This is a genomic window from Phycisphaerales bacterium, assembly GCA_016699835.1.
Taxonomy (GTDB): domain Bacteria; phylum Planctomycetota; class Phycisphaerae; order Phycisphaerales; family UBA1924.
On the sequence record CP064987.1, the window covers coordinates 2,726,504 to 2,741,546 of the forward strand.

The 15,043-nt window shown below is 64.9% G+C and carries 11 protein-coding genes; 7 read left to right on the forward strand and 4 right to left on the reverse strand.

All coding sequences use genetic code 11. The annotated features are described in order from the left end of the window. Window positions 1-5: 5 nt before the first annotated feature. The 4 genes from kdsA to IPK69_11235 all read right to left on the reverse strand — a co-directional run bounded on the left by kdsA (window position 6) and on the right by IPK69_11235 (window position 5,501). The gene (gene kdsA / locus IPK69_11220; GenBank protein ID QQS08546.1) at window positions 6-878 is read right to left on the reverse strand and encodes a 3-deoxy-8-phosphooctulonate synthase; all 873 of its coding nucleotides are present in this window, start codon (window positions 876-878) and stop codon (window positions 6-8) included. Between the two features lie 28 nt (window positions 879-906). Continuing rightward, window positions 907-2,244: a DUF1501 domain-containing protein gene (locus IPK69_11225; protein ID QQS08547.1), complete on the reverse strand. Its 1,338-nt coding sequence runs from the start codon at window positions 2,242-2,244 to the stop codon at window positions 907-909. Window positions 2,245-2,380: 136 nt separating this feature from the next. After that, window positions 2,381-3,991, reverse strand: coding sequence for a DUF1800 domain-containing protein (locus IPK69_11230; protein QQS08548.1), 1,611 nt, complete (start codon window positions 3,989-3,991; stop codon window positions 2,381-2,383). 238 nt (window positions 3,992-4,229) lie between these two features. Further along, a complete protein-coding gene (locus IPK69_11235; protein QQS08549.1) occupies window positions 4,230-5,501 on the reverse strand; it encodes a COX15/CtaA family protein in 1,272 nt (423 codons plus the stop codon). A gap of 317 nt (window positions 5,502-5,818) precedes the next feature. Here IPK69_11235 and IPK69_11240 point away from each other — a divergent pair, with 317 nt between their 5' ends. The 7 genes from IPK69_11240 to IPK69_11270 all read left to right on the forward strand — a co-directional run bounded on the left by IPK69_11240 (window position 5,819) and on the right by IPK69_11270 (window position 15,040). Continuing rightward, window positions 5,819-6,547, forward strand: coding sequence for a cytochrome c3 family protein (locus tag IPK69_11240; protein QQS08550.1), 729 nt, complete (start codon window positions 5,819-5,821; stop codon window positions 6,545-6,547). A gap of 87 nt (window positions 6,548-6,634) precedes the next feature. Further along, window positions 6,635-10,315 carry a TAT-variant-translocated molybdopterin oxidoreductase gene (locus tag IPK69_11245; protein ID QQS08551.1) on the forward strand — a complete coding sequence of 1,227 codons (3,681 nt, stop codon included), beginning with the start codon at window positions 6,635-6,637 and terminating at the stop codon, window positions 10,313-10,315. Beyond that, window positions 10,312-11,895, forward strand: a complete 1,584-nt coding sequence (gene nrfD / locus IPK69_11250) for a polysulfide reductase NrfD (GenBank protein ID QQS08552.1) — start codon at window positions 10,312-10,314, stop codon at window positions 11,893-11,895. The genes IPK69_11245 and nrfD overlap by 4 nt, the downstream gene beginning before the upstream one ends. After that, window positions 11,895-12,458 (forward strand): DUF3341 domain-containing protein, encoded by a 564-nt coding sequence (locus tag IPK69_11255; protein QQS08553.1) that lies wholly within the window; start codon window positions 11,895-11,897, stop codon window positions 12,456-12,458. Before nrfD ends, IPK69_11255 begins: the two co-directional genes overlap by 1 nt. Before the next feature lie 18 nt (window positions 12,459-12,476). Further along, window positions 12,477-13,280, forward strand: a complete 804-nt coding sequence (locus tag IPK69_11260) for a c-type cytochrome (GenBank protein QQS08554.1) — start codon at window positions 12,477-12,479, stop codon at window positions 13,278-13,280. Next, window positions 13,277-14,617, forward strand: a complete 1,341-nt coding sequence (locus tag IPK69_11265; protein ID QQS08555.1) for a hypothetical protein — start codon at window positions 13,277-13,279, stop codon at window positions 14,615-14,617. Before IPK69_11260 ends, IPK69_11265 begins: the two co-directional genes overlap by 4 nt. 57 nt (window positions 14,618-14,674) lie before the next feature. Next, window positions 14,675-15,040 carry a hypothetical protein gene (locus tag IPK69_11270; GenBank protein QQS08556.1) on the forward strand — a complete coding sequence of 122 codons (366 nt, stop codon included), beginning with the start codon at window positions 14,675-14,677 and terminating at the stop codon, window positions 15,038-15,040. Window positions 15,041-15,043: the final 3 nt, after the last annotated feature.

The window sequence follows — 15,043 nt, forward strand, 5'->3', positions numbered from 1 at the left end:
CGAGTCTAGACGATCGCTTTGGGCAAGGCCTTGCGGATCGCCGCGAGATCCTGGAGGAGCGCGGGCACATCCTTGAGCGGGAGCATCGTCGCGGCGTCCGACATCCCCTTGGACGGCTCGGGATGGCACTCGAGGAAGACGGCGTGCACACCCGCGGCGACGGCGGCCCGCGCGAGGAGCGGCGCGCGATCGGGACGTCCGCCGGTTTGCTCCGCCCCGCCGCCGACGCTGCCGCCGCCGGGGAGTTGCGTGGAGTGTGTCGCGTCGAAGCACACCGGTGGCGAGCCTCCCTCGGCCTTGAGTTCGATCAGATCGCCGACGCCGAGGAAGTCGTTCACGAGGCGACCATAGCCGAACGTCGTGCCACGCTCGGTGCACATGACGTTGGAGCAGCCGGCCTCGGCGAGTTTCTTGACGGGCCCGCGCATGTCGCCTGGGGCGAGGAACTGGCCTTTCTTCACGTTCACGCCGCGTCCGTGCCTCGAAGCCGCCGCGCCGGCAGCCGCGAGGAGATCGGTCTGGCGGCAAAGAAACGCGGGGATCTGGAGCAAGTCGATCGACGTCGCGATGGGTTCGGCCTGTGACGGATCGTGGATATCTGTGGTCGTCGGGCGTTTGGTCTCGATTCCGATCTCGTGGATCCACGCCACGCCGCGTTCCAGTCCGGGGCCGCGAGGCGAGGTGATGCTCGAGCGATTGGCCTTGTCGAAGGAGGCTTTGAAGATGTACGAGAGGCCGAGTCGATCGCACGCCTCGCCGACAGTGCGCGCGATCTCCAGGCCGAGTTCCTTGGTTTCGAGCACGCACGGGCCGGCGATGATGGCGAGGGGTTGGCCTGTGCCGATGGAGACCGAGCCGGCCTTGCAGAGTCGCGTCATGCGTCAAGCGTAGCGAGATCGCGGGGACTTACGCCCGCTTGATCACCGGGAACGGATCGAAGTTGCCCTGGAGCACGTCCTTGCTGCTCGCGACGAGCCACGACTCGAGGATCGCGGCGTAGACGCTGCGGAAATCCACACCATAGATCAGATCGCCCTCGTCGAGTTTGGTGAGCGAGGGGTGATCGGCGTGGACGCCGGGCTTGACCATCTCGCCCATGAGGAACATGGGGGCGGCGGTGCCGTGGTCCGTGCCGCCGCTGGCATTCTGGCTGACGCGGCGGCCGAACTCGGAAAAGGTCATGGTGAGGACTCGGCCGGAGTTGCCCTGCTGGCGGAGGTCTGCCTGGAAGGCCTTGAGCGCGTCGCCGAGTTGGCGCAGGTTGTTGGCGTGGCGACCCTGGGCGCCGCCCTGGCCGGCGTGGGTGTCGAAGCCGCCGAGTGTTGCGTAGTAGACGCGCGTCTTGAGTCCCGCGGCGATCATCTGCCCGATCATGCGCAACTGGCCCGCGAACTGCCCGTTGGGATACGCGACGCGCGGCGCCGAGGCGATGGCCTTGCGGATGAGGTCGCTCGAGACCTGGGCGTCGAGCGCGGTGCGCAGCAGGAAGTCGGCGTTGGTCTCCTTGCCCGCCTTGTTCTCGCTTCCGCGCAGGTTCGACTGCTCATAGGCCTTGGCGAGGTCCTTATCGACGGTCTCGCCCGACCAGCGGAACATCTCGGGGGACTCGAAACTGACGCCGGTGATCTGACGGCCTTGCATCGAGAGCGGCGCGGTGCGCCCGATGGCGATGCCGGGGGGGCTGGAGGTGGTTGTGGAAGACTTCTCGCTAGTGTTGTCCTTGTGCCCGCTCTCGCCTTTGCCGAAGCCGCAGCATTCGGAGTCGAAGTAGCGGCCCAGCCACCCCTCGCCGGTGGCGCTGATGTCGGCGGTCTGCCAGATGTCGGTGGACTTGAAGTGCGACCGGTTGGGGTTGGGATAGCCGACGCCCTGCACGACGGCGAGCGCGCCATCGTCATAGATCTCCTTGAGGCCGGCGAGCGCGGGATGGAGCCCAATGCCGTCGGCACCGGAAAGGGCGAGCGCGTCTTTGGCTCCGACGCCGATCCCCGGGCGGGCCTTGTGGTACGCGTCCATTCCGAAGGGCACGACGGTGTTCAGCCCGTCGTTGCCGCCCGAGAGTTGGATGACGACGAGGATGTGGTCATCGGGAACGCCTGCCACGCTGGAGACGCCCAAGAGCGGTTTCGACATCGCGATGGCGCTGCGCTGCAGGAACGCGGGCACGGCCAAGGCCGCGGAGGCGAAGACCAGCCCGCTGCTGAGGAACTCCCGCCGTGTGTATGCGCTGTGCTCAATGCTCATGATCGGTCTCCAGCCTTTGCGTACCCGTCCGACTCCATCTCGTGGCACAGGTGTCTCGCCTGTGACTTCGTATATCTACTCAGATCCGTCCGCATCTCAACTCAAATCTGTTCGTTCCACACTCGATCCTGATTCTCTAGCACAACTGATACTCGGGCATGGCCGTGATGAGCAGGAGCGTGCCGACGATCGCCTCGCGATCGGAGGGGTTCTTGGCCTTGCCCATGACATCCATGCACACTTCTTTGGCCGACGATCGCACGCTACCCAGGGTCTGGCGCAGCAGGTGCTCGACGACGCGCTCGGCGTCGCGTTTGGCCGCATCGCCACCCTCGATGTCCGCAAGGAGGTGCGAGGGGTCGTACTGGGCGTCGGGCTTGCCACGCCGGTTGGTGCTCATCCCGGTGAGCGAATATGTCAGGACATTCTGTCGCACGAACATCGTGGTGGTGTTGACCCATGCGCGCCCGCCGTCCCAGCCTTTGACACTCGGCGGCATCATGAGGTTCTGGCCCATGCGGTCCATCGCGTCGAGGAGGATGTTGAGGTCGCGCACGGGCGTATTGAGCGAGCGGATGGAGCCGACGACGAGTTGGGCTGGGCTCTTGATCTGCTGCCCGAGGAAGGCCGGCGAGTAGAAGTGCTCGCTGAGGAAGAGTTTCTTGAGGACGGGCTTCACGAAGTAGTTCCGGGAGCGCAACTCGTTCGAGAGGTTGCGCAGCACGGCGCGCTGTGGAGTAGGGAGCGCCGAGTCGCCGCCGCGTTCGTCGGGGGGCACATCGGCGACGAAGAAGTTGTACAGGCGCCGGACGACGAAGGGTGCGCACGCCGGATTGGCGAGGATCGCCTCGACGAACTCGTCGCCGTCGAGGTTGCCCTTGTGACCGAGGATCGCCTTGCTGCCGTTGTCGTGGTTGCGCTGGTCGAAGTCGAAGTCGTCGTCCTTGAAGGTGTACCCGGTGAGGGCCCGCGCGCCCTCCTTGATGTCGTCCTCGCTGTAGTTCCCGAGGCCGAGGCTGAACAACTCCATGATCTCGCGGGCGAGATTCTCGTTGGGTTTGCCCTTTCGGCTGCGGTCGTTGTTGAGATACTTGAGCATCGCCGGGTCTCGGATGAGGCCCTTGAGGAGATCGCGGAAACTCCCCATGCCGTTGGTCCGGAACATGAGGTTCTGCATGTACATGTGGAACGAGTCCTCGACGCCGCGATAACTCGTGGCGAAGTGCCCGTGCCAGAAGAGGGTGAGTTTCTCTTCGAGGGGGCGCGAGGTCTCGATCATCCGGGTGAGCCACCAGCGCTGGAGTTCGCGGAGTTGCTGGCGATCGAGGCGTTCGCGCTTCTGTCGCTCTTCCTGGAGGCGGGCGAGAGTCTCCTCGTCGCGGTCACGACGCGCGCGGCGCTGGGCCTCGGCTTCCTCGGAGGTCGCCGGGCGCATCAGGTCGCGGTCGAACTGATCGAGTGACGGCTCGGGATAGGTGCTCTTGTCGTCGTTGAGGAGGATGTCCACGGCCCGCTCGGGGCCGAGGTCGGCGAGATATCGAACTTGGGCCGAGGTGCCGCCGAAGCCGGCACGCCACAGGAGATGCCGCGCCTGGTCGTAGCCGAAGTCCTTGCGAGCGATGGGGCGGAGCGAGGCCTCGATCTCATCGCCCGTGGGTTCCGGGCCGTCGGCGTGAGGCGCGCCGGTGAGAATCTGGGCAAGACGTGCCGCGAGGCCTTGGGGCGTGGGTGTGATTCCGGTGTGCACGCGTCACCTCCAGTCGTGCCGTGCGGGACCACAAGCGGGGCTCCGCGCGGGCCATGACCAAGGCCTAACGCTCGGCGTCGGCCTCTGATTGCAGCGTACCACGACAGGGCGTGGGCTGCCAAGGAATATCGGCTCGTTCGTGGAACACGGGCCTGAATCCTGGGTTGTTTGGTCTCACGAACTTCGGATTGCACTCGTCGCGCGACGGGCTGTTCCGAGCACTTCGAGGACTGAGGGGTTAGGCCGATGCCGCTGTTGCCCTTCGATGGAGTTGGCGGGCAAAGACCGCGAGGATGGCCATCGAGCCGAAGAGGAGCGCCCCGTTTGCCTGGTGGGCGGTGCGAACAACGGCCTGAATCGCGTTCTCGGGCGTGAGCGTCTTTCCGCCGAGTAGGAACGCGACCCACCCGAGCACGAACTGGAGCGAGACGAGCGTTCCCACGGCGATGCCCCATGTGCGAGTCGCGCGGGCGAGCGGGCCGGCCTCCTTGTCGGGGCGGAGCGCGAAGGCCACCGCGACGAGGCCGAGGGCGAGCACCACGATCGACATCCCGATGTGCGACATGAGGGCGTGCCCGCTTCGCAGGTGGCGATACATCGCGCCGAAGACGAGTTGGAGGATCGCGGCGTGGAACGCGCCCGTGGCCATGCCCTTGATGGCCTTGGTCTTCGTGACCTCGTGTGAGAGTGGGGCGGTGTAGGCCGGGCTGAGATACGCCGCGAGTGCGCAGCCGGCGGCGAAGACGAGTTGCCCGAGCACGCCGTGCAGCAACGCGAGCCAGCGCTGATCGGATTCGGGATCGGCGTTGCCAAGACGCACGCGATACCCGCCGAGCACGCCCTGCGCGATGACGAGCGCGAGAATGCTGAATGTCCAGATCATCACGAAACGCCGTGGATTCGAGGCCACAATGGAAACGGTCGCCGAGATGATGGCCATGCCCGCGAGGATGCCGAAGAGTCGGTGCGCGTGCTCCAGGAAGACGCCCGGTTCCGAGCGTGGTCCGATCGGATACAGGAACATCATGCTCCCGAACGTCCCCGGCCAGTCGGGCACGGCCATGCCCGAGTTGGTGCTCGTTACGAGTCCGCCGATAGCGATGAGCGGCACCATCGTGAGCGCCATCACGCCGGCGATGCGCGCGTTCGCCTGCTGGGTGGTGATGGCGCGTTCGGTGCGCGAGATCGCGTGTGCCACGAGCGAGATCACGAGCGACGTCGCGAGGAAACCCAGCACGATGAGCGCCGCGTCGGGCCTCGTCGCGCCGGCCGTCCCGCTTGCAGAGGGTGCCTCGGTGAGTTTCGATCCGACGGCGAGCAACCCGATCACGCCGGCGACGAGGCCCGCGATGGCTGCGACTGACCACTTTGTAGACGGCGCGAGCCTCGCGCCAGCAATCGCGGCTAAAAACCATGCGATTCCGATGATGCCAAGGGCGACCGGTTCGCTGATGCCTGCCCAGGGGATGTGCGTCGCGAACCATGCCACCCACAGGCCGAGTGAGATCACCAGCCCGCGGAGGATGCCAAGTCTCCAAGTGGCTGCGGATTCAGCAGTTGCGTTCGAAAGTGGTGTCGGTGTTCCCATGGATCAAGGCTCCGATTCGGTGTTCACGCAGGACTGATGAAAGAAGTACTTGGCCAAAGTTTTATATTTGTTTGGTATTCTTGGTGTTCTCGGTCTTTGATGTTCGGCCGAACACGAAAGGTTTCCGGTTTGACAGTAATCCGCGTGTGCGGCTAAAAATAGGCTGACCAAATCCTGAACTCGTCGCCGGGGGCATTCGGAACGCGCCACGGTGACGCCAATTGGAAAGGGGTCGCCCGTTGTCCGTCTCGATATTTCCGAAGTCGATCAACACGATTCGTGTGATCGCGGCCGTCGTGGGGCTTGGGGGCGTCTCATCGGTGGTGGGCGGGATGTGGTATTACTTCACGCCGAAGTATTGGAGCGTGGGCTATCAGCCGACGCAGCCGGGGGGCGGGTTCAATCACCAGATCCACGCGGGCAAGTTGGGGCTGGATTGCCGCTATTGCCACACGAAGATCGAGCAGAGCGACGAGGCGAACATCCCGAACGTGGCAACGTGTTATGGCTGCCACGCCGACGGGCGTCTCGCCAAACTCGTCGATCCCTCGCCGACGAACACGCACAAGGGCAAGACGCAGTTCATCCGTGACGCGTTTGCCCTGGATGCCTCGATTGATTGGCGTCGCGTGCACAAGGTGCCGGATTATGTCCGCAACTTCCCGCACGCGGCCCACATCAAGGTCGGTGTGAGTTGCGTCTCGTGCCACGGTCGTATCGACACCATGCCGGTGGTCTATCAGCACGAGCCGCTGAGCATGAGTTGGTGTCTCGATTGCCACAAGAGCGGCAAGGAGAACCTGGTGGACCCGACGCGCGTGACGGACCTCGCGTACGCCGAGGAGACCCTCCGCGAGCGACAGAAGGTCAAGAAAGAGACAGGAAGTTCGCAGGGCACGCTGGGCGACACGAAGATCCCAGCGTTCCACGTCCAAGGCCCGACCAACTGCGGCGCGTGCCACTACTAGTTCCACTCTGAGTCATTGGCGAACCGGATCGATTTCCCCCGGGCCTGAGAGCCACGACGCCTCGCCCGGCACAGTGAGCAAGAACCCATGAGCCACGCCGATCAATGTCCTTCGACGAACGGGCCCAAGGCCAAGTCGCCCAAGGCGTCCCGAGAGGAACTCGCCGGGATGCGGCGCGATCTGCCCCGTCTGCACGGCAAGCCCGTCTGGCGCAGCCTCGACGAGGCGGTGGACTCCGCCGACTTCCGCGAGCACCTCGAGCGTGAGTTCCCCGCGGGCGCGTCGGAACTCTCGCGCGTCAGTGGCGAGGCCGAGGCGCTTGGATTAGCGGGCGTCGCGGGAGGCGAGACACGCCGAGACTTTTTGAAACTCATGGGCGCTTCTATGGCGCTCGCTGGCGTGGCGGTCATTCCCGGCTGCCGGCGTCCGGATCACAAGATCATGCCCTACTCGCGCGAGGTGCCCGAGGAGATCGTCCCCGGCAAGCCCCTCTTCTATGCGACGAGCATGCCGCACCCCGATGGCGGCGCCGAGGGCCTCCTTGTCGAGACCCACGAGGGCCGCCCCACCAAGATCGAGGGCAACCCGCTGCACTCGATCAACCGCGGCCGCGCCTCGCTCTGGTCGCTCGCGAGCATCCTCTCGCTGTACGACCTCGACCGGTTGAAGTGGCCCGAGTATCGCGGCGAGCGAGCGGCGAGTGCGCCCAAGGACGCCGAGCCGACGTGGGACGACTTCAAGGCCTGGGCCGGGCCTCACTTCTCGACGCACGCGAACGATCGCGGTCGCAAACTCGCCTTCATCGTCGAGAAGAAGTCGGGTCCGACGCGTGAGGCGTTGCGGGCCGCGGTGAAGAAGCGTTTCCCTGAGGCGTCGTGGGTCGAGTATCGCGCGATGGACGACATCGCCTCGATCGAGGGCTCACGCGTCGCGTTCGGGAAGCCAATGCGCCCTGTGTACAACTTCTCGCGGGAGAGCACCAGGTGCATTCTCTCGCTCGATAGCGACTTTTTGGGCTTCGGTCCCGATGGTCTCACGAACGCCCGCGGCTTTGCCAGCACGCGTCGCGTGATGGACGTGCACGACCCGATGAGCCGCCTGTATGTCATCGAGCCCGGGTTTACGGTGACGGGCGGACAGGCCGATCACCGTCTGCGGCTGTCGCCCTCGCGCGTCGTCGCCGCGGCGGTCGAACTCGCGAAGTACATGCTGCCCAAGTTGGGCCAGGGAAGCGCGGCACTTGTCTCCGCGCTCAACGCCGTCAAGGCGGCGCCTTTGAGTGACGACGAGTCCAAGTTTGTGAAGTACGCCGCCCAGGATCTGCTCGACGCGACGAATCGCGGCAAGTCGCTGATCGTCGCCGGGCCGAGCATGCCCGCGGCGGTCCACGCGATCACGCACGCGCTCAACGCCGCGCTGGGCAACGTGGGCACGAGCGTCTCGTACCTCCCGCTGACGGACGAGGAAGCGACGAATGGCACGACGATGCTCTCGCAACTCACGCAGCGCATCCTCGCCAACGAGATCTCGACGATCGTCTGCGTCGAAGCGAACCCGGTCTTCAACGCGCCGGGCGATCTGAAGTTCGCCGAGGTCTTCGCGAAGGTCCCGACGCGGATCACGCTCTCGGTCGGTTCGACCGAGACGGCCGCCGCCTCCACCTGGGCGCTCAACGGGACGCACTTCCTCGAATCGTGGGACGACACGATCGCGTACGACGGCACGATCGCGCCGACACAGCCGATGATCGCGCCGATCTATGAGCCGGCGCTCAGCGAGGTCGAGTTCCTCTGGATGCTCGCCCAGGACGCGATCCCCGAGAAGATCGAGGCGTATGAGATCGTCCGCGAGGTGTGGAAGCAGAAACTCGGAGCCGCCGACTTCGAGAAGAAGTGGCGACGCGCCCTGTTCGATGGCGTCGTCGCCGGGAGCACGGCGAAGACCGTGACCCCGGCCGCCGACCCCGCGAGCGTGGCGCGGTCGCTCGGCTCGCTCGATGGGCTGGCCAAAGAAGGCCTGGAGATCGTCTTCACGCTCGGGCGCATCCACGACGGGCGGTACGCCAACTGCTCGTGGCTCCAGGAACTCCCGCAGATCGGGACGATGGTCACGTGGGACAATCCGGTGCTCATGAGCCCCAAGACGGCGGAGCACCTCGGGCTCGCGCCCGTGTCGTACAGCGACCGCGATCCCAACACGATCTACAACGACGAGAAGTATCCCAAGGCGCGCATGGCCGACATCACGCTCGACGGGCGCACGGTCCATGCGGCGGTGTGGATCCTTCCGGGCATGGCCGACGACACGATCCTCGCCACGGTTGGCTATGGACGCGAGAAGACCGGGCGCGTCGCCGATGGCGTGGGGTTCAATGTGTTCCCACTCCGTCACTCGAGCATGGCGTCGCGTTCGGCGGGCGGCGTGGTCGTCGCGAAGGCCGATGGCACACACATGATCGCCAGCACGCAGAATCACTGGTCGATGGAGGGTCGCACATCGATCGTGCGCACCGCCGACCTCGCCGCGTGGCAGAAGCATGGCGGCCTGATGAAAGAGGGCGGCGCGACGTTCTATCAGGACTCCGCCGAGATCAAGTTCGGGGAGTGGCTCGGCGAACTCGCCCACGCTCCGCCGCTCAAGTCGATCTACGAGAATCCGTACAACGCCTCCAAGGGCGACGCCGCCCCCGGCTCGGTCTACTCGATGGACCAGCAGTGGGGGATGACGATCGATCTCGCGTCGTGCACGGGGTGCGGCGCGTGCACGGTCGCCTGCCAGAGCGAGAACAACATTCCCGTCGTCGGCAAGCGCGAGGTCGCCAAGGGCCGCGAGATGGCGTGGATGCGCATCGATCGCTACTTCATCGGTGACGATTTCAACAACCCCGAGTTCATGCTCTCCCAGCCCGTCGCGTGCGTGCACTGCGAGAACGCGCCGTGCGAGACCGTCTGCCCCGTCAACGCGACGGTGCACGGGCCCGAGGGGATCAACTACATGACGTACAACCGCTGCATCGGCACGCGGTACTGCGCCAACAACTGCCCGTACAAGGTCCGGAGATTCAACTTCTTCGAGTACGGCAAGTTCTCGTTCAACGGCGACTACATCGGCAAGGACATCGTCGAGTCCGTCGCCCCCGATCGCGGCGGCGTCAACGGGAGCGGCGAGCACAACAAGATCAATATCAACCTCATCCCGCCCCGCCTCCGCTCCACCAAGGAGAAAATGGCCGAGATCGAGCGCATGAGCAAGAACCCCAACGTCTCGGTCCGCATGCGTGGCGTGATGGAGAAGTGCTCGTACTGCATCCAGCGCATCAACGGCGCCCGCGTGGAGGCCAAACTCAAGGACCTGCGCGACGATCAGGGTCGCGTCGTCGTCCCCGACGGGTTCTTCCAGGTCGCGTGCCAGCAGGCCTGCCCCAGCGAGGCGATCACCTTCGGCAACACCATCGATCCCAAGAGCAAGGTCCATCACACGCGCAATCACGCCCGCAGTTACATGCTCCTGGGCTATCTCGACACACGCCCGCGCACCAGCCACATGGTCCGCATCAACAACCCCAACCCCGCGCTCCGCACGCCGGTCGCCGATCCTGTGCACCACGAGGGTGGGCACGACGAGGGGCATGCCGAGCCGGGCGCCGGACACGCGCCGTCGGAGCATTCCTTCCGCATTGATCCCAGGAAGCGCCGCGGTGATCGGGGCTATGCCCTTAGTCTCAACGTCCTGTCGGACCAGAACGCCGGCATGGGAGTCCACGCATGAGCAGTTCCTCGACGCACCATCCCGACGACCTCGCCGCACGTCGCGAGGCCGGCCTCGAGCGGGGTGCCAACATCGGATTCAACCTCGATCCCGTCACGGGCGACGGCTCGCTGATCGACACGCCCGGCGTGCGCTCGCCTCTCGTCCTCAACAACCGCTCGTTCCACGAGGTCACCGACATCGTTTGCGGTTATGCCGAGAACCGCGCGCCGCGATGGTGGCTCCCGGTCTTCATGGCCGCCTTCACTCTCGCGCAGATCGGCGGGCTCTTCATCCTCTATCTCGTGATCACGGGCATCGGCTCGTGGGGTATGAACAACGCCGTCGATTGGGCGTGGGACATCACCAACTTCGTCTTCTGGATCGGTATCGGGCACGCCGGAACGCTCATCTCCGCCGTGCTCTGTCTCCTAAAGCAGAAGTGGCGCACGGCGGTGAACCGCTCGGCCGAGGCGATGACGATCTTCGCCGTCGTCTGTGCTGCGACGTTTCCCGGCATCCACATCGGGCGCCAGTGGATGGCGTGGATGCTCCCGCCGATCCCCAATGCCAACGGCATCTGGCCGAACTTCCGCTCGCCGCTCTTGTGGGACGTCTTCGCGATCTCGACCTACGGCACGGTCTCACTCCTGTTCTGGTACATGGGCATGATCCCCGACCTCGCGGCTCTCCGCGATCGCGCCCAGATGCGGTTGCTCAAAGACCCCGAGCGCCCGGTGCTCACGCCGCTGATCCCGATCCGGATCGACATGATCCGCGCCAAGGTCTATGGCCTGCTCTCGCTGGGCTGGCGATTCAGCAGCCGTCACTGGCACCGGTATGAGGCGGCATACCTCATCCTCGCGGGCATCTCCACGCCGCTGGTCTTGAGCGTGCACTCGATCGTGTCGTTCGACTTCGCGACGTCGGTGCTCCCCGGGTGGCACACGACGATCTTCCCGCCCTACTTCGTCGCGGGCGCCATCTTTGGCGGGTTCGCCATGGTGCTCCTGCTCATGATCCCGCTGCGGGAACTCCTCCCCAACTTCAAGGACCTGCTCACCCTCCGCCACCTGGAGAACATGGCGAAGATCCTTCTCGCCACGGGCTCCATGGTCGGCTTCGCGTACTCGATGGAGTTCTTCATCGCGTGGTACGGCGGGAGCGATCCCGAGGTCTACGCCTTCATCAACCGTGCGACCGGCCCGTACTGGTGGGCGTACTGGACGATGATCACGTGCAACGTGCTCTCGCCGCAACTCTTCTGGATGAAGCGGATGCGTCAGAGCCCCGCCGTGATCTTCCTGGTCTCTTGCCTGGTCACGATCGGGATGTGGTTCGAGCGATTCGTCATCATCGTGACGAGCCTCCACCGGGCCTACATCCCCGCCGAGTGGCACATGTTCCACCCGACGCTCGTGGACATCATGATCTTCGCCGGCTCCTTCGGGATCTTCATCACCCTCTTCCTGATCTTCATGCGAGTCATCCCCGTCTTCGCGATGGCCGAACTCAAGGCCGTCATGCCCCAGGCCAGCCCGCACCACCACGACGACCACCACGATCACGCCGCCCACGCGGCGACCGGAGGGGCCCACTGATGTCCCACGCCACCAAGGTGTACGTGACCAAGTCCGGCGAGGAGATCTTCGGCGTCATGGCCGAGTTCAAAAATCCCGCCGACCTTTACCACGCCGCCGAAAAAACTCGCGACGCCGGCTTCACCCATTGGGACGTCTACACGCCCTTCCCCATCCACGGCATGGAAGAAGCGATGGGTGTGAAGCGCACCATCCTCCCGGTCATCGTCTTCGTGATGGGGATCTCGGCCGCGGGCCTGGGCTACCTCATGCAGTGGTGGATGAGCCGCGACTATCCACTCCCCGTGCAGGGCAAGCCCTACGACGCGTGGGAAGCGTACATCCCGATCACGTTCGAGATCGGCATTCTCATCTCGGCGTTCACCGCCCTCTTCGGGATGCTCATCATGAACGATCTCCCCCTCTGGTTCCATCCCCTCTTCAACCGCGAGCGGTTCCTCCGTGTGAGCGACGACCGCTTCGTCATCGCGATCGAGTCCAAGGACTCGAAGTTTGATCCCGAGAAGACCAGGGCGTTCCTGAGCGGCGTCGGAGCCACTCATGTCGAGTTCGTGGAGCAGTAAGCCATGCGAGGGAACACCATGAGCACACACTCAATGAGCACGACACACACAGCACGGCACGGCAGGATCGCCATCGCCGGCCTCCTGGCGCTCGCTTCGATCGTCGCCGGCGGCTGCCGCGGCGAGCGATCCGACAAGCCGCCACACCAGTTCTTCCCCGACCTCGACGACCAGCCCAAGTGGCGCACGCAGTCGCAGAGCGAGTTCTTCGAGGATGGGCGCACCATGCGCCACGTGGTTCCGGGCACGGTCGCTTTCGGCCAAAACGCCATGACCACGGACGATCTCGACAACGCCGATTGGGCCAAGCGACGCGCCGCCGACCGCGAGGCGTATCTCCACGAGGACACTGTCTACTACACAGGACTTGCCGACGCCTCCAACCCCGACTCCTTCGTCAACACGCTCCCCGCGCGAGTCGCGGTGGATGAGGCGCTCCTCGCCCGAGGCCGTGAGCGGTTCGATGTCTACTGCTCCGCGTGCCACGGCTACGCGGGTGACGGCCAGGGCATGGTCGGGCGCCAATGGGCCTATCCGGTTCCCAACTTCCACGATCCCAAGTACAGCGACAAGACGCAAAAGACCGGTAAAGACGGCTACCTCTTCTCGACCTCCCGTAACGGCGTCGAGAACGGCGCCAAGATGCCCGGCTACGCCCACGCCCTCTCGATCAATGACTCGTGGGCCATCGTCGCGTGGATCCGCGTCCTTCAGGAAAATCGCCCGGCAACGGGCGCAACTCCGGCTGCGGCAACCGCGCCGGTCTCGTTGCCAGCCGCGAGCACACCGATGAACTCGACAACCACTGGGGGCCGCTCATGAGTCAGATCTCGGCCGAATCCGCGAGCGTCCGAGCGGCGATCAACCACCCCGCGCTCCGCGACCTCTCGAACATCACGCTCCCCACCGGCTCGAAGGCCATGAGCCAGGGACTGATCGGTGTGGGTGCCGTTCTCGCCATAGCGACCATCGGTCTGGCGAAGGCCGGACTCGCCGGCGTGAGCGTTGCACAGGGCCTGGCTGCTGTTCACGTCGGCGCGTGCTCCGTCCTCGCGATCTGCTGCGCCGCGACGATCTTCGTGATGATCTTCCACCTGCTCAACGCCGGGTGGACGGCCACGGTCCGCCGCCAGTTCGAGAACATCGCCGCCTTCACGCCCTTCGCCCTCATCTTCGTCGCGGTCATCGCCCTGCTCGACCTCTTCATGTTCCATGGCAAACTCTTCACGTGGATGGACCCCGCGATGCGGAGCGACCACTTCCTGCAGAAGAAGTGGGCGTTCTTCTATCTCCCCGCTGGTCTTCCCAAGGGCGATCACGCCCACGACTTTGTCTTCCCCCTCTTCTTCTTCGCTCGCATGGCCTTCTACGCCTTCCTCTGGACGTTCCTCACGCGTCGCCTGATCTCCCTCAGCCGCGCCCAGGACACCCATCCCGATCCGCACCTCTCGGCCAAGGCCCGCTTCACCAGTTCGTGGGGCATCCTCGCGATGGCCCTCTCAACCGCCTTCGCCGGGTTCGATTACACCATGTCCCTCGACTTCCGCTTCTACAGCACGATGTGGGGCGTCTACTTCTTCGCGGGCGGGGCGTATGGCGCGATCGCCGTCGTCATCTTCCTCTTCGCCCGCCTCAGCGCCGCGGGCAAACTCAAGGGACTCGTCACCCAGGAGCACTTCCACGACCTTGGCAAACTGATGTTCACCTTCACCATCTTTTGGGCGTACATCTCGTTCAGCCAGTACTTCCTCATCTGGTACAGCAATCTCCCCGAAGAGACCCACTACATGATCTACCGCACGGAAAACGCGTGGAAGACGTTCTTCGTCGCCATCATCCTCGGGCACTTCGCCTTCCCGTTCCTGTTCTTCATCAGCCGCGTTATCAAGAAAAACGTCGGCCTCGCCGCCGTTGGCGCGTTGATCGCCCTTCTCTTCCACGTCGCGGATATCTACTGGGTCGTCCGCCCCTTGACCTACACCGGCGTGCCCGAGTCGGAACTCCCCGGGGCCGGCCGATTCCTGATCGACGCCCTGGGCATTCTCGCGGCGTTCGCCTGCTTCGCCGGGTTCGTCGCGATGCGGATGCGTTCGGTCCCGCTCGTCGCGGTGAACGATCCCTGGATGCCCGAGTCCCTGGAGCACAAGAACTACGTCTGACCTTCGCACCACTGTTCGAGCCAACCCGGGCCCACCCGCCCGTTGGAGACCGTGACCATGGCCCACCACAACCCCACACTCGGCCACACCCCGTCGCTCCACGAGCACGCCGACGACTGGCACAGCCACACCCGGGCCGAGGGCATCCCTCAGCAGGAGCACGCCGGCATCGCCAACGCGAGCGTCATCTCCCTCTGGGTCTTCGCCACCATCGTCGCGGTCGCGATCACCGTTGCCGCGCTGTGGTACTACTTCCAGTCCTACACGGCCCAGTACAGAGACACCTTCGTCGAGCGCGAGGGTTGGACACGACTCTCACAGCCCGCACGCGAGTACAAGGCGACCGCCCGCGAGCAGGTCGACGCCAGCCTCGATGCCGCTCGCACCGCCGTCATCAATCGATACAAGACCCGGGGTTCCTGATCA